The following is a 19,104-nucleotide window of genomic DNA, read 5'->3' on the forward strand; positions in this document are numbered from 1 at the left end:
ACTTCCCCAGCGGCTAGAAGCCCAGCTTCACCAACTGCTTGGGGTCCCGCTGCCAGTCTTTGGCCACTTTGACATGCAAATCGAGGTAAATCCGGGTGCCGAGCAGGGCTTCGATCCCCTTGCGGGCGTTGGTTCCCACCTCCCGCAGGCGGCTTCCGCCCTTGCCGATGATGATGGCTTTCTGCGACGGACGCTCCACGTACAGGTTCACCCGGACGTCCAGGAGCGGGTTGTCTTCGGTGCGGCCCTCGCGCGGGACGATTTCTTCGACCACGACGGCGAGCGAGTGCGGAAGTTCGTCACGCACCCCTTCGAGGGCTGCTTCGCGGATCAGCTCCGCGACCATGACGGCTTCGGGTTCATCGGTGAGTTCGCCGTCGGGGTACAGCGGCGGGGAGGCCGGCATGTGGCTGATGAGGACGTCGGCCACGGTGTTGACCTGGAAGCCGTCGGCGGCCGACACCGGCACGATGTCCGCCCATCCTTCACCGCCCAGTGCTTCCTTGCCGAGGGCGGCCACCGCGAGCAGCTGTTCGGTGAGGGCCTGCTTGTCCACGAGGTCGGTTTTCGTCACGACGGCGATGACCGGCTTGCGCCCGACGCCGGCGAGCTGGGCCGCGATGAACTTGTCGCCGGGGCCAATCTTCTCGTTGGCCGGGATGCAGAAACCGATCGCGTCCACTTCCGCCAGGGTGTCCGCGACGAGTTCGTTGAGGCGCTTGCCCAGGAGCGTGCGCGGCCGGTGCAGGCCGGGGGTGTCCACGAGGATCAGCTGCGCGTCGTCGCGGTGGACGATACCGCGGATGGTGTGGCGGGTGGTCTGCGGCTTCGCCGAGGTGATGGCCACCTTCTGGCCCACGAGGGCGTTGGTCAGGGTGGACTTGCCGGCGTTCGGCCGGCCCACGAGGACCGAGAAACCTGCGTGGAAGCCGCCGAAGTCCTGGGTGCTGTCAAAGGTCTTACTGTGCTTGCTCACGTGGTACTCCCTGTTGCTTTGTGTCGGCCTCGGCGAGAAGCCCGTCAAGGTCAGTGTCTTCCTTCGGCACCGCGGCCGCAATGATGTGGCTGACCCGGTTGCGCCGGCCTTCCAGCCTATCTGCCCGCAGGGAGATCCCTGCTACTTCCACGGTGCTGCCGACGATCGGGACCCTGCCGAGGGCCTTGGCGAGCAGCCCGCCCACGGTGTCCACTTCGTCGTCGTCGAGGTCGATGTCGAACAGTTCCCCGAGGTCGTCGATGCTCATCCTGGAGCTGACCCGGTAGCTGCCGCCGCCGAGTTCGGTGGCGTCCTCGACGCCGGCGTCGTATTCGTCGACGATCTCCCCCACGATCTCCTCGATCAGGTCTTCGAGGGTGACAAGCCCGGCGGTGCCGCCATACTCGTCGATCACGACCGCCACGTGGGTGGACTCCTGCTGCAGTTCCTTAAGCAGTTCATCCACCGGCTTGGACTCGGGGACGAAACGCGCCTCGCGGGCGAGGGAATCGACGTCGTGGGCGTCCGCCTGGAAGTCGGGGCGGTGCATGGCGGCTGCCACGTCCTTGAGGTAGAGGATGCCGCGGATCTGGTCCGCATCCCCGGCGATCACGGGGATCCGCGAGTAGCCGGAGCGGAGGAAGAGCGCCATGGCGTCTTCCAGGCCGGAGCCGGATTCGATGCTGACGATGTCGGTGCGCGGCACCATCACGGCGCGCACCAGGGTGTCGCCGAGATCGAAGACCGACTGGATGAGCTCGGCTTCGTCGTCCTCGATGACGTCCGATTCCGTGGCACGATCGACGAGTTCGCGGAACTCTTCCTCGCTGAAGAAGAACTCGTCGCCGACCGGAGCTCCGGGCGCGACGGCGCTGCCGATCGAGACAAGCCAGCCGGGGACCGGCCCGAGGATCCAGCAGAGGAAGCGGATCAGGGGTGCCGTGAACCGGGCAACGCCGCCGGAGTGCGCCCGTCCGAGCTGCCGGGGCGAGACGCCTACCAGGACGAAGCCGATGACGGCCATGATTCCGGTGGCTGCGAGGCCGGCGAGCCAGACGTTGTCCAGCAGGCTGTGCAGGACGACGGCGACCGCCACCGCGGCGGCCATTTCGAACCAGACACGCCAGAACCGCAATGCCCGCATGTGGGCGACCGGCTTGGCGAGGATGTGCCGGAGGGCGGTGCCCTTGCCGCTGCTGGCGGCGAGTTCCGCCTCATGCCGGGGAAGGAAATTGAACGCGGCTTCCGCGGCCGTCAGCAGGGCGACGAAGCTGAGGAAGACGAGTGCCATCCCGACCAGGATGAGCGAGGTCACTGCATGGTCTCCAAGGGGGCGTCCTTGCCGAGGAAGGCAGAGAGCAGCTCACGCTGGAGCGAGAACATCTCTTCCTTCTCTTCGGGTTCGGCGTGGTCGTAGCCCAGCAGGTGCAGGATGCCGTGGGTGGTCAGCAGGAGCATCTCCTCCTGGGTGGTGTGCCCGGCATTGCGGGCCTGGACCTCGGCCACCTGCGGGCAGATCGCGATGTCGCCCAGTATGCCTTGCGGGGTGGGCTTGTCCGGGGTGCCCGGCGTGAGTTCGTCCATGGGCACCGAGAGGACGTCGGTGGCGCCCGGCTCATCCATGAGTTCGATGTGCAGTTTCTCCATGGTGGGCTCATCCACCAGCAGGATGGACAGCTCCGCCTGCGGATGGATGTACAACCGTTCGAAGATGAACCGCGACAGGGTGACCAGCTGGGCTTCGTCTACCTGCACGCCGGATTCGTTGTTGACCTCGATGCTCATTGCTGGTTTCCCCGCTTCCTTTGGCTGTCTGCTGTCCGCGCCGGCTGGCGGTGCTTGTCGTCCCAGATGCTGTACGCGGAGACGATGTCCGCCACGAGGCGGTGTCGGACGACGTCGCCCGCGTCGAGCACGGTGAAGTTCACGTCCTCAATGCCGTCCAGGATTTCCTGGACAACGCGCAGGCCGGAGCTCGCGCCGAAGGGCAGGTCCACCTGGGTGACGTCGCCGGTGACCACCATCTTCGATCCGAAGCCGAGCCGGGTCAGGAACATCTTCATTTGTTCCGGGGTGGTGTTCTGGGCCTCGTCGAGGATGATGAACGCGTCATTGAGGGTCCGGCCGCGCATGTAGGCCAGCGGAGCGACTTCGATGGTGCCGGCCGCCATGAGGCGCGGAATCGACTCGGGATCGATCATGTCGTGCAGGGCGTCGTAGAGCGGACGCAGGTAAGGGTCGATCTTGTCGTTCAGCGTTCCGGGCAGGAAGCCGAGCCGCTCGCCTGCCTCCACCGCGGGGCGGGTGAGGATGATGCGGGTGACTTCCTTCATCTGCAGCGCCTGCACGGCCTTCGCCATGGCCAGGTAGGTCTTGCCGGTGCCGGCGGGGCCGATGCCGAAGATGACGGTGTTGTCGTCAATGGCGTCGACGTAGTTCTTCTGGTTCAGCGTTTTGGGCCGGATGGTGCGGCCGCGGCTGGAAAGGATGTTGTGGGTGAGCACATCCACCGGGCTCTGCGCCGATTGGCTGCGCAGCAGCGAAACAAGCTGTTTCAGCGCCTCCGGGGTGATCACCGTGCCCTTGGCCACCAGGGCCCGGACTTCTTCGAGGAGGCGCATGATGCGGGGAACATCCGCCGGCGGGCCGCTGAAGGAGAGCTCGTTGCCGCGGACGTGGAAGTCAATGCCGGGAAACTGTTCTTCGATGTACCGCAGCGCCTCATCGTGGCTGCCCAGCGATTGCACCATCTGATCCGCGTTATCGAAGACGACCACCTCCGTCCTGACGCCCGGAACTGAATGCGGAAATTCGGCCTGAGCCGTTTCGGCGCTGCCAGCCCGTGGCCGCCCGTTCAAATCAGTCATGGTGTTGGCCGTGTGGCCTGTGCTCCTCCGCTGTGGATGGTGTGTGCCCTGAACTTCCAGGTCCGTTGCCCGCGGGCAGGACGGCGTCCCGGAATGAAACCAATCCTACGCCAGCGGGCCCGCGCCCCGGTGGTGGCCGGCCGGCCCGGCTCCGGGATGCCGGGACACTTTGGTATCAACTCGGCATCGGCCGCGTATCAATAGCGTTTCAGTTCCGCCAGGCGCTCCGGAAGCGGCTCCCCGGCACGCCGCCCTGTGCCAAGCTGGGTTAGGACAAACCGTCCGCCTGCCCGTTTCCGCGGGCAGCAATCCGTTCCTGCCCGCCGCGGCAGGAGAGCACGGGCAGGAATCCGGCATCAGAACAGCAGCAGGCATCCGTAGGGAGGGCAGGCGGAACCATTCCGTCCTGTTCGCTTCCGCGCTGGCCGCTGCGCTCCTGCTGAACGGCTGCATCGCCGATGGCGGAACGGTGGAGTCCGCGGGGGCACCGGAACCGGTCCGGCAACAGCAGGTGCAGAACACCCCGTCCAGCAACGCTCCGCTGGAAACCACGCAGGCCTCGAGCAAGGTGCCTGTCTACTGGATCGGCCGCAACGGGGACGGCGTGGCCCTGCACCGGGAATTCCGGGACAACGCCGGCACCGAAAACCCCATCACCACGGCGCTGCGCACCATGATGACCGCGAAGCCGCTGGACCACGATTTCTTCACCCCGTGGCAGGAGCCGAGCGCCCTGGCGACGTCGATTTCAGGCAAGAACGTCGTCACGGTGGACGTTTCCCGTGACGCCTTCAATTCAAACCTCGACAGCGGGATGGCACAACTCGCCGTGCAGCAACTGGTGTACACCGCCACCGCGGCCGCGGCGAGCTCCGGCCTGATCGACTCCGGGCAGCAGATCCAGGTGGTCATCCTGGTGGACGGCCACAAGGACTTCATGGCCTTCGGCCAGGTCAAGCTGGGCGAACCCATGGTCCGCGACGCCTCCATGGTGGCGCCGGTGTGGATCATTGACCCGCAGGAAGACCTCACCCTGGCCGGCGGCCGCGTGAAGTTCAACGGCCGTGCCACCCTTGAGGGAGCCAAGCTGAAGTGGCAATTGTTCCGTGAAGCGGCCAACGGCGAAAAAGCCCTCTACGTTGACGGGGAAACCACCGCATCCTCGGTACCGGGACAGGGCGGAACATTCACGTTCACAGTCAACCTCGGCGCCGGCCGCTACGAGCTGAGGGTTTCCCTTCCGGAGCAGGCGGGCGAAGCGGGGTCCTCGGACACCCGGTCCTTCAACGTCGGCTGACTTTCCCGGACCTCCGCTACCAGCGGCCCAGGATGTCGCTGGCCAGCACGATCGCCGCCGGGCCAGCGGTCGAGGAGCGCAGCACGTGGTTGCCAAGCAGGGCGGTCACGGCCCCCTCATCGGCCAGCCGCGTGACCTCACGTGGGGTGATGCCCCCTTCCGGTCCCACCAGGAGCAGGACCTCGCGCGGGCCGTCCGTGCCGCCGTCGGGCAGTGCCCCGAGCCAGTCCGCAAGGGCCGCACGCAGCGGACGCTTGGCGTCCTCGTGCAGGATGACCGCGAGATCGGCTGCCGCAACCGCCTTGGCCAGCCCGGCGCCGTCGACGACGGGACGCACCTCGGGGATCCAGGCCCGGCGGGCCTGCTTCGCAGCGGCAGCCACGACCGACTGCCACTTGGCGTGCGCCTTGGCCGCCCGCTCGCCCTTCCAGCGCACGATCGACCGCTCCGACTGCCACGGGATGACGGCGTCGACGCCAAGTTCCGTGGCCGTTTCGATGGCGAGTTCGTCCCGGTCGCCTTTGGCGAGGGCCTGCACGAGCACCAGCCGGACGGCGGGGCGGGGTTCCTCGCGGAGTTCCACCGCCTCGACCGTCAGCGTTCCCTGGCCCGCCTCGCGCACGGTGCCCACAAGGCGGAGGCCCGCGCCGTCGGCGATGTCCACAGCCTCTCCGGCCTCGAGCCGCTTGACGGTGACAGCGTGCCGGGCTTCGGCCCCGTCAAGGACGAAGGTGTCGCCGGGCGCCAGCCCGTCAAGGGCTCCGGCCGGAGCGAAGAAGACGGGGTTGCTCATGACTAAAGGCTACCCGGGGCTACAGGTTGCCGAACTTGTCCCGCAGCTTGGCGAACATGCCGCCGCTGGCAACGAGCTTGCCTTCGGTGAACTGTTCGCCGCGCAACTTGGCGAGCTGGCGCAGCAAATCTTCCTGGGCGGCGTCGAGCTTGCCCGGCGTCTCAACGTGCAGGTGCACCTTCAGGTCGCCGCGGCCGTAGCCGCGCAGGTGGGTGACGCCGAGCCCGCGGAGGGTGATGACCTCGCCGGACTGGGTGCCGGACTTCACGTCCACTTCCTGCGGACCGTCGAAGGTCTCGAAGGTGAGTTCGGTGCCAAGCGCGGCCGCCGTCATGGGCACGCTCAAGGTGGCGTGCAGGTCGTCGCCTTCGCGGGTGAAAGTGGGATCGGCGTTGACGCGGATCTCGACGTACAGGTCACCGGACGGGCCGCCGGCGGGACCGGCTTCGCCCTGGCCGGACAGCTGGATGCGGGTGCCCGTGCCGACGCCGGCCGGCACCTTGATGGTCAGCGAACGGCGGCTGCGGATGCGGCCCTGGCCGTTGCACTCGTTGCAGGGGTCCTTGATGACCGTGCCGAAACCTTCGCAGGACCCGCAGGGGGCCGCCGTCATGACCTGGCCGAGGATGGAGCGCACCGCGCGCTGGACCTGGCCGCTGCCGCCGCAGATGTCGCAGCGTTCCGGGTGGGTGCCCGGCCGGCAGCAGGAGCCGTCACAGCTGGGGCAGACGACGGCGGTATCCACCTCGAGCTTCTTGTTCACGCCGAAGACAGCGTCCCTGAGGTCCACGCGGACGCTGATGAGGGCGTCCTGGCCGCGGCGGGTCCGCGACGCAGGTCCCTGCATTCCGCCGCCGCCGCCGAAGAACGTGTCGAAGATGTCCTGGAAGGCGAAGCCCTGGCCGGCGTAGCCGCCGCCGAAGCCGTTGTCCGTGCCGTTCTCGTTGCCGGTGGCGTCATAGACGCGGCGCTTCTGCGGGTCGGAGAGGACCTCGTAGGCGTGGGTCACGGCTTTGAACTGCTCCGCGACGTCCTCCCCCGGGTTGACGTCGGGGTGCAGCTTTCGGGCGAGCTTGCGGTACGCCTTCTTGATCTCCTCGCCGGTAGCTTCCGGGGAGACGCCCAGGACGTCGTAGTGGCTGCTCAAAGTCGGTATCTCTTCCTTCTTGTCCTGCTGTTCTTGTTGCGGTGGATCCGGGACGGCTCAGTTGCCGAGGATCCGCGAAAGGTAACGGGCCACCGCGCGGACGGCGGCCATGCTGCTGGGATAATCCATGCGGGTGGGCCCGAGGATGCCGATCTTCGCCGCGGCGCCCGGCCCGTAACCCGTGGCGACCACGGAGGCCTCGGACAGGCCGTCGTAGGGGTTTTCCCGGCCGATGCTGACGGTCACGCCGCGCGGGTCTTCGGCCATTTCGGAGAGCAGGCGGAGCATGACCACCTGTTCTTCGAGTGCCTCCAGGACCGGGCCGATGCTCAGCGCGAAGTCCACGTTGGACCGGGCAAGGTTGGCGGTGCCGGCCATCATCATCCGCTCGTCCCGGGTGCTTTCCGCGAGCTTGTCCAGGCCGCGGGCGAGCACGGCGGCCGTGCCCTGCAACGACGGCGGGCACAGCGCAACCACGGGAGCGAGCAACTGCGGCAGATGCGCCAGCGGCGCACCGGAAATGCCGGACAGGAACCGTCCGCGCAACAGGGTGAGGTCTTCATCGCTGACGTCCGTGCCGGCGTCGACGACCCGCTGTTCGACCTTTCCGCTGTCCGCGATCAGCACCACAAGGACCTGCCGCGGAGCCAGGAGCACAAACTCGATGTGCCGCAGCTTGGCCCTGTTGGAATGCGGGTACTGGACGACGGCGACCTGGTTGGTCAGTTGCGAGAGCAGCCGCACGGTGCGCTCCAGGATGTCCTCGACGTCGTCGGATCCCTCCAGGAGAGAATGGATCGCCCGGCGTTCGGCAGCGGACAGCGGCTTCACCGCCGAGATGCGGTCCACGAAAAGCCGGTAGCCCTTGTCCGTGGGGATGCGCCCGGCGCTGGTGTGCGGCGCGGCAATGAGGCCTTCCTCTTCGAGGAGCGCCATGTCATTGCGGATGGTGGCGCTGGAAACGCCCAGATGGTGCCGTTCCACCAAGGCCTTGGAGCCGACGGGTTCGCGCGAGTGCACGTAGTCCTCGACGATGGCACGCAGCACTTCCAGCTTGCGTGGCTCGCTCATGCCTGCCTCCCCTCGGACGTCCTGCCCATGGTTTCCTTCGCGGCTGTTCCGTGTCCGCCGCCCAGGCGGATCCGCAATTCTTAGCACTCAACATGCCCAAGTGCTAACAAGTCTAGTATGCGCCGGGCCGTTGTTAGCATTGGTACCGCCCGCGGCGAACACGCTCCGTGCGGGCTCCGGCGGCTCCAGGCCGCCGGATGATCTCTGACAGCGAAATGGTGTGGCACTGTGTCCTACGAGAACTGGGGTCCCGGGGCGCTTTCCGCTCCCGGCAAAAGGGCGCTTCCCGAGGTTCCGGCCGAGCGGGGAATGGTCCTGGAGGACGTCCAGTCCGGCTGGGTGGGGGCGGTGGTCCGCATTGAAAAGTCCGGCGGCATGCACATCGTGGCGCTGGAAGACCGGCACGGCAGGACCAAGTCCTTCCGGCTCGGCTTCGGTTTCCTGCTGGACGGGCAGCCAGTCAAGCTCCTCCCGCCGGCTCCCCGCGCGGCTGCCGGCGGCGCTCCCGCCGGGCGCACCGCGTCCGGGTCCGTCAGGGTGTCCGGCCAGCGCGCCCAGGTGGCCAAGGCCAGCCGCATCTGGGTGGAAGGCAAGCACGACGCCGAGCTGGTCGAAAAGGTCTGGGGTGACGACCTCCGGGTGGAGGGCATCGTCGTCGAGCCCTTACACGGAGTGGACGACCTGAAGGCCGCCATCAAGGACTTCTCCCCCGGCCCCTCCCGCAGGCTGGGCATCCTGGTGGACCACCTGGTCCGGGACTCCAAGGAATCCCGGATCGCGGCCGAGGCCATGACAGTGCCGGGGGCCGCGGGGAACGTCCTCATCGTGGGCCACCCCTATGTGGACGTGTGGCAGGCGATCAGGCCGAAGACCCTGGGTATCGAGGCCTGGCCGGAGATCCCGCGCGGGACCGATTGGAAAACCGGCATCCTGAAAGCCTTCGGCTGGCCCCATGCCACTGCCGAGGACGTGGGCCTGGGCTGGCAGAAACTCCTCGGTGCGGTGCGCAGCTACTCGGACCTCGAGGCCTCGCTGCTGGGCCGGGTGGAGGAAGTCATCGACTTCCTGACGGCTCCCTGACGCCGATCCCTGCACACCGCCGCGCCGCAACCCCGGCCGCGCCATGCCGCGGAACTGGTCCCCGCAGCACCTTCGACCCAGTATTCTGGGACAGCAACACCGGAACCGAGCCCCTTAAGGAAGACACAGTGGCAGAGAACGCTCCCGACGGGATGGATGCTCCGCAGGGCCAGCCCCAGTACCACGGCGTCCCTGCCAACGCTCTGCCCCTGACCGCGGGCGAAGACCGGCAGTGGGCCACCCTGGCACACTTCGGCGGAATCCTCGGCTGCGTCCCGGCCCTGCTGATCTACCTGATTTTCCGGGACCGCGGCCCGTTCACCGCCCAAGAGTCCAAAGAGGCCCTCAACTTCACCCTGCCGCCCACCATCGCTGCGGTGCTCGCCAACATCCTGGTGATCCTGCCCGCGGTCGGCAACCTGTTCGCGGTCCTCGCCACCGCAATCTGGGTGGCGCTGACGTGCTTCGCCGTGTCCGCGGGCATCCGGGTCAACCACGGCCAGCCGCACCGCTACCGCTTCAACCTGCGCTGGATCAAGTAAGCGGCCAGGCCTAGAGGTTCCGGATCCAGGCGTCCGCGGACGGCAACACAAACGGAACCGAGTCGCCCTCCAGGACGGCGATGAGCAGCGCGAGCAGCACCCAGCCCACCCAGGCGCCGACCACATCGACCGCACGGTTCGCCAGGGTCTCCTTCTCACCGAATCCCGGCACGTACTTCTCAAAGAATTCCCAGCCGATGGTGATGGCCACGACCAGCATCAGCGGCACCGACCAGAAGCCCAGCATGGCACCGGCCGTTGTGTGGATCCACGACCACCGGTCAAACGGAACATGGTCGATGTCCTGCGGCCCGTTGCCCTGTTTCTGGACGATGTCCCGGTACCCCAGATAGGCCGCGAACGCCACCCAGACCACCGTGCCGGCGATCCTGATGACCCAGGCTGCGGGTCCGACTTTCGGGTCGAACGTCGTCAGCGACAGCAACAGGAAACCGGCCACCACGGCGAGGAAAAGAAGTGCGCTCCGCCAGGGAACGCCGAACGGGGACTGCGCTGAAACCGAAGACATGATCCCTCCCAGCATTGGTCTTCACACAGCGGGCGGAGCCGGCCAGCCGGGGCGGATCGCCGGGCGTCCACGCACATGATATTCCCGCCGGAATCGGCTGAACAGGTGGCCGCCTGCCCCTATTCCGGCAGCAGCCGGCGCACCACGGCATCGGCCAGGAGGCGGCCTTTCAGGGTCAGGACCAGCCTGCCCTTGAACGCGGGCGCGGGCTCCACGAGGCCGTCGGCGATCAAACCGGCGACAGCGTGCCGGCCCACCGCGTCGAGCGCATCCACCTCCAGCCCGCTCCCCAACCGGGCCTCAAGCATGATGCGCTCCACTTCGCGGGTACCGGCGTCGAGGGTCTCGCGCCCGGCCGCCGGGGACTCGCCCGCGGCAAGCCGGTTGGCGTACGCGGTGGGGTGCTTGACGTTCCACCAGCGGACCCCGCCCATGTGTGAATGCGAACCGGGTCCGACGCCCCACCAGTCGTCCCCGCGCCAGTAGGCCAGGTTGTGGCGGCAGGCGTGCCCGGGCGTCCTGGACCAGTTGCTGACCTCGTACCAGGACAGTCCGGCGGCGGAAATGAGCTCATCGGCGAGTTCGTACTTGGCGGCGTGGTCGTCGTCGTCGATTCCGGGGACTTCACCGCGGCGCATCTGCGCGGCGAGCTTGGTGCCTTCCTCGACGATCAGCGCGTAGGCGCTGATGTGGTCCGGCGCGTAGGACAGGGCCGTCTCCAGGGAGGTGCGCCAGTCGTTCATGGACTCACCAGGCGTGCCGTAGATCAGGTCCAGGCTGACGTCGAGGCCGGCGTCGCGGGCCCACTGCACCGCCTGCGGTACCCGTTCCGGGCTGTGCGTGCGGTCCAGGACCTTCAGCACGTGCGGCACGGCGGACTGCATGCCGAAGGAGACGCGCGTGAATCCTGCGTCTGCAAGGAGTTTGAGTGACTCAGGCGTGACAGAGTCCGGGTTCGCTTCCGTGGTGACCTCCGCGCCGGACTCCAGTCCCCAGTGCCCGACGGCGGCCGCGAGGATCCGTGCGAGGTCTTCGGCCGGGAGCAGGGTGGGGGTGCCGCCGCCAAAGAAAACGGTACTGATTTTGCGGGCCGGCAGCCCGGAGGCCTCCATCGCGCGGGCCGCGAAGTCGACTTCGGCCACGGCCGTGCCGGCGTAGGCGTCCTGGGAGGCCCCGCCCCCCAGTTCCTTGGCCGTGTAGGTGTTGAAGTCGCAGTAGCCGCAGCGCACGGCACAGAACGGGATGTGGACGTACAGGCCGAATGTCCGGTGCTCGACGCCGTCCAGCACCTGCGGGGGAAGCAGTCCGTCCGCAGGTGCCGGATCGCCAAGAGGGAGGGCGCTTGGCACTACTTCTTGGCCTTGTCCTTGGACTCGTCGGTGGTGAGGGCCGCGATGAAGGCTTCCTGGGGAACCTCCACGCGGCCCACCATCTTCATGCGCTTCTTGCCTTCCTTCTGCTTTTCGAGCAGCTTGCGCTTACGGGTAATGTCACCGCCGTAACACTTGGCAAGAACGTCCTTGCGGATGGCGCGGATGTTCTCGCGGGCGATGATCCGGGACCCGATGGCCGCCTGGATCGGCACCTCAAACTGCTGCCTCGGGATCAGCTCGCGCAGCTTGGAGGTCATCATCACGCCGTAGGCGTAGGCCTTGTCCCGGTGGGTGATGGCACTGAACGCGTCCACCTGTTCACCCTGGAGCAGGATATCCACCTTGACGAGGTCGGCCACCTGTTCGCCGTCGGCCTTCCAGTCCAGCGAGGCGTAGCCGCGGGTCTTGGACTTGAGCTGGTCGAAGAAGTCGAACACGATCTCGGCGAGCGGGATCCAGTAGCGCATCTCGACGCGGTCCTCGGAGAGGTAGTCCATGCCGCGCATCTGGCCGCGGCGGCCCTGGCACAGCTCCATGATGGCGCCGACGAATTCGTTCGGGGCCAGGATCGTGGCCGCGACCATCGGTTCACGGACCTCGTTGATCTTGCCCGAGGGGAATTCGGACGGGTTGGTGACCGTAGCGACCGACTTGTCTTCCAAGGTGACCTCGTAGACCACGTTCGGTGCGGTGGAGATGAGGTCCAGATTGAATTCGCGTTCCAGGCGTTCGCGCACGATTTCCAGGTGCAGCAGGCCGAGGAAGCCGACGCGGAAGCCGAAGCCCAGGGCGGCAGAGGTCTCGGGCTCGTACACCAGGGCGGCATCGTTGAGTTTGAGCTTGTCCAGTGCTTCGCGCAGGTTCGGGTAGTCGGTGCCGTCCAGCGGGTAAAGCCCGGAGAACACCATCGGCTTGGGGTCCTGGTAGCCGCCCAGGGATTCGGTGGCCGGCTTGGCCAGGTTGGTGACGGTGTCGCCCACCTTGGACTGGCGCACGTCCTTCACGCCGGTGATCAGGTACCCCACCTCGCCGACGCCCAGGCCCTTTGACGGCACCGGTTCCGGGGAGCTGACGCCGATTTCGAGGAGTTCGTGGCTGGCCTTGGTGGACATCATCTGGATCCGCTCGCGCGGGCTGAGGTGCCCGTCGACGACGCGGACGTAGGTGACAACGCCACGGTAAGTGTCGTAGACGGAGTCGAAGATCATGGCCCGGGCGGGCGCATCCGCATTGCCAACCGGGTTGGGAATGTCACGGACGATGCGGTCCAGCAGGGCTTCGACGCCGACGCCGGTCTTGCCGGAGACTTTCAGGACCTCTTCGGGGTCGCCGCCGATCAGGTTCGCCAGTTCTTCGGCGTACTTTTCGGGCTGGGCCGCCGGGAGGTCAATCTTGTTCAGCACCGGAATGATGGTGAGATCGTTCTCCATGGCCAGGTAGAGGTTGGCCAGGGTCTGGGCTTCGATGCCTTGGGCGGCGTCCACCAGCAGGACTGCGCCTTCACAGGCTGCCAGGGAGCGGGAGACCTCATAGGTGAAGTCAACGTGGCCCGGGGTGTCGATCATGTTCAGCGCATAGGCGGTGTTGTCGACCTCCCAGGGCATCCGGACGGCCTGGGACTTGATGGTGATGCCGCGTTCACGCTCGATGTCCATGCGGTCCAGGTACTGGGCCTTCATGTCGCGTGCCTGCACCACGCCGGTGAACTGGAGCATCCGGTCGGCCAGGGTCGACTTGCCGTGGTCGATGTGGGCAATGATGCAGAAGTTCCGGATGATGGCCGGATCTGTTGCGGCAGGCACCGGGGCGGTGCGGGCCATGGGAGACACGCAGGGGTCCTTACTGTCGACTCTCACGCGGAAAAGCTGCCCGGACAGTCCTGCCGTCCCGGCGTGCACCGCATATCTGAACTCATAGTCTCCCATGAACCCCGCCTCCGGCGCGCATCGGAAAAGGCTCCTGGCGTCACGACCGGCGGATACGGTGGTGGCATGGCATCCCTCTTCGGCACCCTCCTTACCGGATCACTGCGCTACCTGCGCCGGCTGGCGGGCGGGGGCGCTCCGCCGGCGCCCTCCCGCACCCGGCCGCCGGCGCCGCGCGCCACCCGGCGAACATCGACTCCGGGACCCGCAACGAAAGGCGCGCGGCCCGCACCGCCGCCTGCCGCCGTCGGGCATTACCCGGGCGACTTCCAGGGCCCGCTGGCGCCCCGCTACTCCCCTGCGCCGGACGGCCGGCCCGATCCGGGCGAAATTGTCTGGACCTGGGTGCCGTTCGAGGAGGACCACGCGAAAGGCAAGGACCGGCCGGTCCTCCTCGTGGGACACGACGGGCCCTGGCTGCTGGGACTGATGCTGACAAGCAAGGACCACGACAACGGGCGCCGGGAGGATGATTACGTAGACATTGGAACCGGACCGTGGGATCCGCAGCGGCGCGCCAGCGAAGTGAGGGTGGACCGCATTGTGCGGGTTGATCCGGAGCGGGTGCGCCGGGAAGGCGCTGTGCTGGACAACGCGAACTTCCGGGCGGTCGCGGACCGGCTGCGCAGGCGGTAGGCGCGCCGTGGAACCAGGACTCCGGGTCCGCTCGAAGTGTCTGCTAGGATTGATGGCTGTATGTCCGTGCAGGTCGACGGCCATGCATGGTTGGCTGCCATAGGCATCCCCACGCCGCTCAGTCGATGGCCAACCTGATAACCCTCTAGACCATTTCCGCATTAAAAAGAGAGTTCACACACGTGGCTAATATCAAGTCCCAGAAGAAGCGCATCCTCACCAACGAGAAGGCTCGCCTGCGTAACAACGCCGTCAAGTCCGAGCTGAAGACTGCCATCCGCGCCGTCAACACCGCCGTTGAGTCTGCTGACAAGGATGCTGCAACGACTGCTCTTGTAGCTGCCAGCCGTAAGCTGGACAAGGCTGTCAGCAAGGGCGTTATTCACAAGAACAACGCTGCGAACCGCAAGTCGGCGATCTCCAAGAAGGTCAACGCACTCTAAGGTTTTTCCAGTTCGACTGAGCTGAAATTGAGGCCGGCCCCGTTGGGGCCGGCCTCTTCGCATTTAAGGCAGGGGTTCCTTCCGGAATCCCGCGGCCGCCGCGGCTGGCAGCCGCGCACGGCCGCGCTTTACCGTCCGCGGGCGGATGTGGCGATGACCGTCACCGCGTGTTCCACGGCGTACACGGGATCGCGGGACAGGCCCTTGACCTGGGCGTCGGCTTCGGCAGTGACCTGGATGGAACGGATCAGCCCCTCCGGGGTCCAGCGGCGGACGTCCCGCTGCGCCTGTTCGACCAGCCAGGGCTGCATGCCCAGCAGCTTGGCAATCTGGGCAGACGAGCCCTGCGCACCGGCGACCCGGGCCAGCGTCCGCAGCTTGGCGGCCAGCGCCGCGACCAAGGGAACCGGATCGACGCCGGTGGCGAGGGCATGGCGGAGGCTGGAGAGTGCCAACGCGGCGTTGCCGGCCATCGCCGCATCCGCCACTTTGAAGGCCGTGGCTTCGACCCGTCCGCCGTAGTAACGCTCGACCATCGCGGCATCCACCGCGGTCGTGGCGTCGGCGATGAGCTGCCGGCACGACGCGGCCAGCTCGGATAGCGAGGTGCCCACGGCGTTGACCAAGGCGTGCACGGCCTCGGTTTCAATGCGGCGGCCGCCGGCCTTGAATTCGGCCACGACGAACGACACTTTGTCGGCGTCCTTTTTCAACGGCTGGCAGTCCACTACCGGCCACCCCGCAGCCTTGACCGCGTCCAGCAGTTTCTTTCCGCGTGTGCCGCCGCTGTGGCGCAGGACCAGCACGACGTCATCCTCCGGCTTGGCCACGTACGCAAGGGCGTCGCTGAGGAAGGCCTCGTTCATCGCCTCGAGCCCCTCGACCTCAAGCAGCTTCCCCTCGCCGAAAAGCGACGGGGTGACCGTCATGGCAAGGGCACCGGCCTCATAGGCGCCGGCGTTGAGCTTGCTGACTTCGACGTCGGGCATGGCTTCACGGACGAGCCCACGCAAGCGGTCCATCGCACGGATGCCCAGGTATTCCTCCGGCCCGGTGATCAGCACGACGGCGGCCGGGGCAACGTCGCGCCAGGTGGCCGCATTCGCCGACGGGGTCTTGGCCTTCGGGGCCTGGGCAGCAGCCAACTGTGCTTCCTTCCGGACGGGATTGTGCAGGGTTCCAGTCTCCCACGATCGCTGCGTTGTACGGAGCGGGTGGGCCGGGCGCATTTCCTGCGGATTCGGCCAGCGGCAATAATGGGGCTCATGTGCGGACGCTTTGTGATGAGTTACTCAGCCGCCGACATCCAGGACTTCTACCTTGTCAGCGAGGTGGTTGACCGGGATATGGCTGCAAGCTGGAACGTGGCCCCGACAGACCCGATCCCAGTCGTCCTGGACCGGCGCGGCAACGAGGACGAGGCGGTGACGCGGAAGCTTGTCACCGCGCGCTGGGGCCTCGTGCCGTCGTGGGCGAAGGACACCAAAGGCGCGGCCCGGCTGATCAACGCCCGCATGGAAACGGTCACGGAGAAGCCGTCGTTCCGGAAGGCCGCAGCCTCCAGGCGCGGACTCATTCCCGGCGACGGTTACTACGAATGGGAGAAGGCTCCCGGCGGGAAGATCCCGACCTACCTGTACGGAGCCGATGAACAGCCGCTGGCGTTCGCGGCCCTGTTCGAGAACTGGCCGGATCCGTCCCTGCCAGACGGGCACCCGGAAAAGTGGCTGCGGACGGCGACGATCATTACAACGGCGGCCACCGATGCACTCGGGCACATTCACGACCGGACACCCCTCATTGTCCCACCGGACATGTGGACGGACTGGCTCGACCCGGAAACCACGAAAGAAGCCGACGTGCGGGCGCTTCTGGACTCCATGCCCGAACCGCACTTGGTGCCACGCATTGTCAGCGACAAGGTGAACTACGTCCGGAACAACGGACCAGAACTCATCGAAGCAGCCGCTTAGTTCGGGGTGGCCGCATCCGCCGTCGGAAGACCCGACGGCGGCGTTCCAGCCAGGCCTCGAAGTCTTCAATCCGCTCCACAACAAATCCGTGGCAGTTAAGAGCGAACCGCATGCAACGGTCCGGGTGAATGACGAGCCACAGCACAGCCAGGTTGCCGGTGGAGCACGCGGCCATGGTGACCATGCCCCAGGCTCCTTCAGGCCATGGCAGCACTGCCTGCGGCAAGCCGGCGAGGGCCCTCGCGATTCCGGCAATCGCCCCGGCGCACACGGCGGCCGCCCCCATCAGAACCGTTGCTGCGCCCTCGTGAACCGCCAAGGCAGGCACCGCGAGGGTTCCAAGAACCGTCACGGGTGCGACGAACGGCGCCATGGCGACATTGGCCAGCAGGGAAAAGACAGTGAACTGCGGCTGCAGCCCCACAATCACCGGAGCGCAGAACACCTGCGCCGACAATGGCACCGCAAGCGCGGCCGCCACCGGACGGGGAAGCCAGGCCGGCGCGCGTTCCATGAGAGGGCGGGCCAGCAGGATGATCCCCAGGGTGGCGAGCACGGACAGCAGGAACCCGGGGCTGCCGGCCAGCGGCGGTTCGCAGGCCAGGAGCACAGCAACCGCAAGCCACAGGAACCCGAGGCCGCGGCCGGGACGCCCGCTGCTCAGGCCCAGCAAGCCGATCGCCCCCATCACCGCGGCACGGAGCACGCTCGGTTCGGGCCCGACCAGCCATACGAAAGCCGCCAGCCCGCACAGCGCCACGACGGCCGCGGCAGGCCGGCCGAGCCGGCAACTCCGGGCCAGGACAATGAGCAGCCCCAGGATAAGGCTGCAATTGGCACCACTAACCGCTGTCAGATGCACGGTGCCCGTGTCCCGCATGGCCGCGACGAGCCCCTCGTCCATGCCGTCGGTGTCGCCGATGACCATGCCGGGCAGCAGCCCGGCAGGGTCTCCTCCGAGTCCGGTGGCGGCGTCGCGGTAGCGTTCCCGCATCGTGGCCGCCCAGTCCCCCGACGTGCCGGCTCCTCCCCCGGGAGCGGAACCGTCCGTGACATCGGGGCGCCGCAGGCTACCTCCTGCCGGGAGTGGCCGGGTGCCCGCCGTGAAGACTGCCGCCTCGGCCTGGCCGGGGCGCGCCTGCGTGAGTTTTCCGCCGGCACGGATGCGCTGCCCGGGCTGCGGTTCGCTCCAGCCGTCACCGCCCACGACCAGGATCCGGGTGGCAGGCCGGTGGAGGCTGCCGTCGACGGCGAGTTCCAGCAGTTCGGCGCCAAGGATCCAGCGTTCGGCTCCCCCGGCCCCGGTACGCGCCTCCGCTGCCTCCCGGGTAACCAGCAGGAGCACCAGCGCGCCGCCGTCGTCACCGGGTACGGGCAGGTTCGATCGCGCTGTGGCGGCGGTGAGCGTGTGTGCCGCGGTGGCCGCACCGAGCAGGCAGGCCAACGCGAGTCCGGCGGCCATGCTGCGCCGCACCGGTTTGCGGTTCCTCCTGCGTCCCTTCCACGGCCGCACGCCGGGCCACCACCGGCGCCCGGCCACGAGCACCACGGCGGTGACAGCCAGTAGCACCGCGACGGCGGCGGTGCCGGCCGGGGGCAGATGGCTGCCGGCGAGGGCTGCAATCCAGGCCAGCAGCGCCGCGGGCACGAGGCGCAGATCCAGGCGCGGCGCCGGATCGTCATCGGCACGGACCTCCTCGAATGCGGAGCCACTGGCCGTCCTGCCCCCGGACATCAGACGGTCACCAGGGGAAGCAGGGTTTCGAGCATCTTTGGACCCACACCGTCCACCGCATCGAGCTCTTCGACGGCGGCGAACGGGCCGTGTTCCTCACGCCAGGCCACAATGCGCTCGGCAAGGACGGGGCCGACCCTTGGCAGTTCGTCCAGTTCTGCCGCCGAGGCGCTGTTGATGTTGATCTTGGCGTCCATGCCGGCGGCGCCGCCGGAACCAGGGCCGGCCGCACCCGCGCCTCCGTCTGCTCCGGTTCCGCTCCCCGGCGCCGGCGGTGGTGCCTCCCCTTGGCGGAGCACCTGGATTTTCGCGCCGTCCTGGAGGACGGCGGCCAGGTTGAGGCTGTCCAGAGAAGCGCCCGGGGACGCGCCGCCCGCCGCGGAGATTGCCTCGAAGACCCGGGCGCCTTCGGACAGGCTGACAATACCGGGCTTCTTCACGGCGCCGGCCACATGGACCACAATTCGCCGGCCCACGGGGTCCCCCGTTTCCGCGCTACCTCCTGCCGGGCCCGGGCTGGAAGCAACCGCCCCGTTGGCCTCCAGCGGCTCGACTGCTGGTTGTCCGGCCCATGCCTGCCAGCCAAGCCAGACAGCCAGCAGCAGGACCGGGACGAGGAGGAGGGCCGGGACCCGCCATGACACCCGCCAACGTACGCGGCCCGGCGGACCACTGTCCCGTCCGAATTCATGCACATCACGGTCCGGCCGCGGCAGC

Annotated in this window: 19 protein-coding genes; 6 read left to right on the forward strand and 13 right to left on the reverse strand. The window is 67.6% G+C overall.

Annotated features, from left to right (window positions below; translation table 11 throughout):
• Positions 1-13: 13 nt before the first annotated feature.
• From era to BLP88_RS16640, 4 genes are read right to left on the reverse strand one after another with little or no spacing between them, the layout of a single operon-like run.
• Entirely contained in the window at positions 14-976 is a 963-nt protein-coding gene (era, locus tag BLP88_RS16625; RefSeq protein WP_074591043.1) for a GTPase Era, read from the reverse strand.
• On the reverse strand, positions 960-2,291 hold the full coding sequence (locus BLP88_RS16630) for a hemolysin family protein (RefSeq protein ID WP_074591045.1): 1,332 nt from the start codon (positions 2,289-2,291) through the stop codon (positions 960-962). Before BLP88_RS16630 ends, era begins: the two co-directional genes overlap by 17 nt.
• Complete coding sequence (ybeY, locus tag BLP88_RS16635) at positions 2,288-2,761, reverse strand: rRNA maturation RNase YbeY (protein WP_074591046.1); 474 nt, start codon at positions 2,759-2,761, stop codon at positions 2,288-2,290. Before ybeY ends, BLP88_RS16630 begins: the two co-directional genes overlap by 4 nt.
• On the reverse strand, positions 2,758-3,843 hold the full coding sequence (locus BLP88_RS16640) for a PhoH family protein (protein ID WP_074591047.1): 1,086 nt from the start codon (positions 3,841-3,843) through the stop codon (positions 2,758-2,760). The genes ybeY and BLP88_RS16640 overlap by 4 nt, the downstream gene beginning before the upstream one ends.
• Positions 3,844-4,312: 469 nt before the next feature.
• Here BLP88_RS16640 and BLP88_RS16645 point away from each other — a divergent pair, with 469 nt between their 5' ends.
• The gene (locus tag BLP88_RS16645) at positions 4,313-5,140 is read left to right on the forward strand and encodes a GerMN domain-containing protein (RefSeq protein ID WP_245679903.1); all 828 of its coding nucleotides are present in this window, start codon (positions 4,313-4,315) and stop codon (positions 5,138-5,140) included.
• A 16-nt stretch (positions 5,141-5,156) separates the two neighbouring features.
• Here the strand turns inward: BLP88_RS16645 and BLP88_RS16650 are convergent, their stop codons facing one another.
• The 3 genes from BLP88_RS16650 to hrcA are packed head-to-tail and all read right to left on the reverse strand — an operon-like array spanning position 5,157 to position 8,151.
• Positions 5,157-5,933, reverse strand: coding sequence for a 16S rRNA (uracil(1498)-N(3))-methyltransferase (locus BLP88_RS16650; protein ID WP_074591048.1), 777 nt, complete (start codon positions 5,931-5,933; stop codon positions 5,157-5,159).
• Between the two features lie 19 nt (positions 5,934-5,952).
• A complete protein-coding gene (gene dnaJ / locus BLP88_RS16655; RefSeq protein ID WP_074591049.1) occupies positions 5,953-7,080 on the reverse strand; it encodes a molecular chaperone DnaJ in 1,128 nt (375 codons plus the stop codon).
• 57 nt (positions 7,081-7,137) lie between these two features.
• Positions 7,138-8,151 (reverse strand): heat-inducible transcriptional repressor HrcA, encoded by a 1,014-nt coding sequence (gene hrcA, locus BLP88_RS16660; RefSeq protein WP_074591050.1) that lies wholly within the window; start codon positions 8,149-8,151, stop codon positions 7,138-7,140.
• Positions 8,152-8,379: 228 nt separating this feature from the next.
• Between hrcA and BLP88_RS16665 the strand changes: the two genes are divergently transcribed.
• The gene (locus tag BLP88_RS16665) at positions 8,380-9,231 is read left to right on the forward strand and encodes a DUF3097 domain-containing protein (protein WP_074591051.1); all 852 of its coding nucleotides are present in this window, start codon (positions 8,380-8,382) and stop codon (positions 9,229-9,231) included.
• Positions 9,232-9,359: 128 nt separating this feature from the next.
• On the forward strand, positions 9,360-9,773 hold the full coding sequence (locus BLP88_RS16670; RefSeq protein WP_074591053.1) for a DUF4870 domain-containing protein: 414 nt from the start codon (positions 9,360-9,362) through the stop codon (positions 9,771-9,773).
• Between the two features lie 10 nt (positions 9,774-9,783).
• Here BLP88_RS16670 and BLP88_RS16675 read toward each other — a convergent pair whose 3' ends face one another.
• The 3 genes from BLP88_RS16675 to lepA all read right to left on the reverse strand — a co-directional run bounded on the left by BLP88_RS16675 (position 9,784) and on the right by lepA (position 13,504).
• A complete protein-coding gene (locus BLP88_RS16675; RefSeq protein WP_139163434.1) occupies positions 9,784-10,302 on the reverse strand; it encodes a hypothetical protein in 519 nt (172 codons plus the stop codon).
• 119 nt (positions 10,303-10,421) lie between these two features.
• Positions 10,422-11,651 carry a radical SAM family heme chaperone HemW gene (gene hemW, locus BLP88_RS16680; protein WP_074591056.1) on the reverse strand — a complete coding sequence of 410 codons (1,230 nt, stop codon included), beginning with the start codon at positions 11,649-11,651 and terminating at the stop codon, positions 10,422-10,424.
• Entirely contained in the window at positions 11,651-13,504 is a 1,854-nt protein-coding gene (lepA, locus tag BLP88_RS16685; RefSeq protein WP_175453587.1) for a translation elongation factor 4, read from the reverse strand. Before lepA ends, hemW begins: the two co-directional genes overlap by 1 nt.
• 162 nt (positions 13,505-13,666) lie before the next feature.
• Between lepA and BLP88_RS16690 the strand changes: the two genes are divergently transcribed.
• On the forward strand, positions 13,667-14,236 hold the full coding sequence (locus BLP88_RS16690; RefSeq protein ID WP_074591060.1) for a type II toxin-antitoxin system PemK/MazF family toxin: 570 nt from the start codon (positions 13,667-13,669) through the stop codon (positions 14,234-14,236).
• 182 nt (positions 14,237-14,418) lie between these two features.
• A complete protein-coding gene (gene rpsT, locus BLP88_RS16695) occupies positions 14,419-14,679 on the forward strand; it encodes a 30S ribosomal protein S20 (protein ID WP_070349386.1) in 261 nt (86 codons plus the stop codon).
• Between the two features lie 128 nt (positions 14,680-14,807).
• On the opposite strand, the gene holA is transcribed toward rpsT, so the two are convergent.
• Positions 14,808-15,824 (reverse strand): DNA polymerase III subunit delta, encoded by a 1,017-nt coding sequence (gene holA, locus BLP88_RS16700; RefSeq protein ID WP_074591061.1) that lies wholly within the window; start codon positions 15,822-15,824, stop codon positions 14,808-14,810.
• Positions 15,825-15,944: 120 nt separating this feature from the next.
• On the opposite strand from holA, the gene BLP88_RS16705 reads away from it, so the two are divergent.
• The gene (locus BLP88_RS16705; RefSeq protein WP_074591063.1) at positions 15,945-16,652 is read left to right on the forward strand and encodes an SOS response-associated peptidase; all 708 of its coding nucleotides are present in this window, start codon (positions 15,945-15,947) and stop codon (positions 16,650-16,652) included.
• Here the strand turns inward: BLP88_RS16705 and BLP88_RS16710 are convergent.
• Both BLP88_RS16710 and BLP88_RS16715 read right to left on the reverse strand, forming a co-directional pair.
• Positions 16,633-18,387: a ComEC/Rec2 family competence protein gene (locus BLP88_RS16710; RefSeq protein WP_074591064.1), complete on the reverse strand. Its 1,755-nt coding sequence runs from the start codon at positions 18,385-18,387 to the stop codon at positions 16,633-16,635. The two genes, BLP88_RS16705 and BLP88_RS16710, sit on opposite strands and share 20 nt — an antisense overlap.
• Positions 18,387-19,104, reverse strand: a 718-nt coding sequence (locus BLP88_RS16715) for a ComEA family DNA-binding protein (RefSeq protein ID WP_425388862.1), incomplete at its 5' end; no start/stop codon positions are given. The genes BLP88_RS16715 and BLP88_RS16710, both read right to left, overlap by 1 nt.

The sequence above is a fragment of the Arthrobacter cupressi genome, from assembly GCF_900099975.1.
Classification (GTDB): Bacteria; Actinomycetota; Actinomycetes; order Actinomycetales; family Micrococcaceae; genus Arthrobacter; species Arthrobacter cupressi.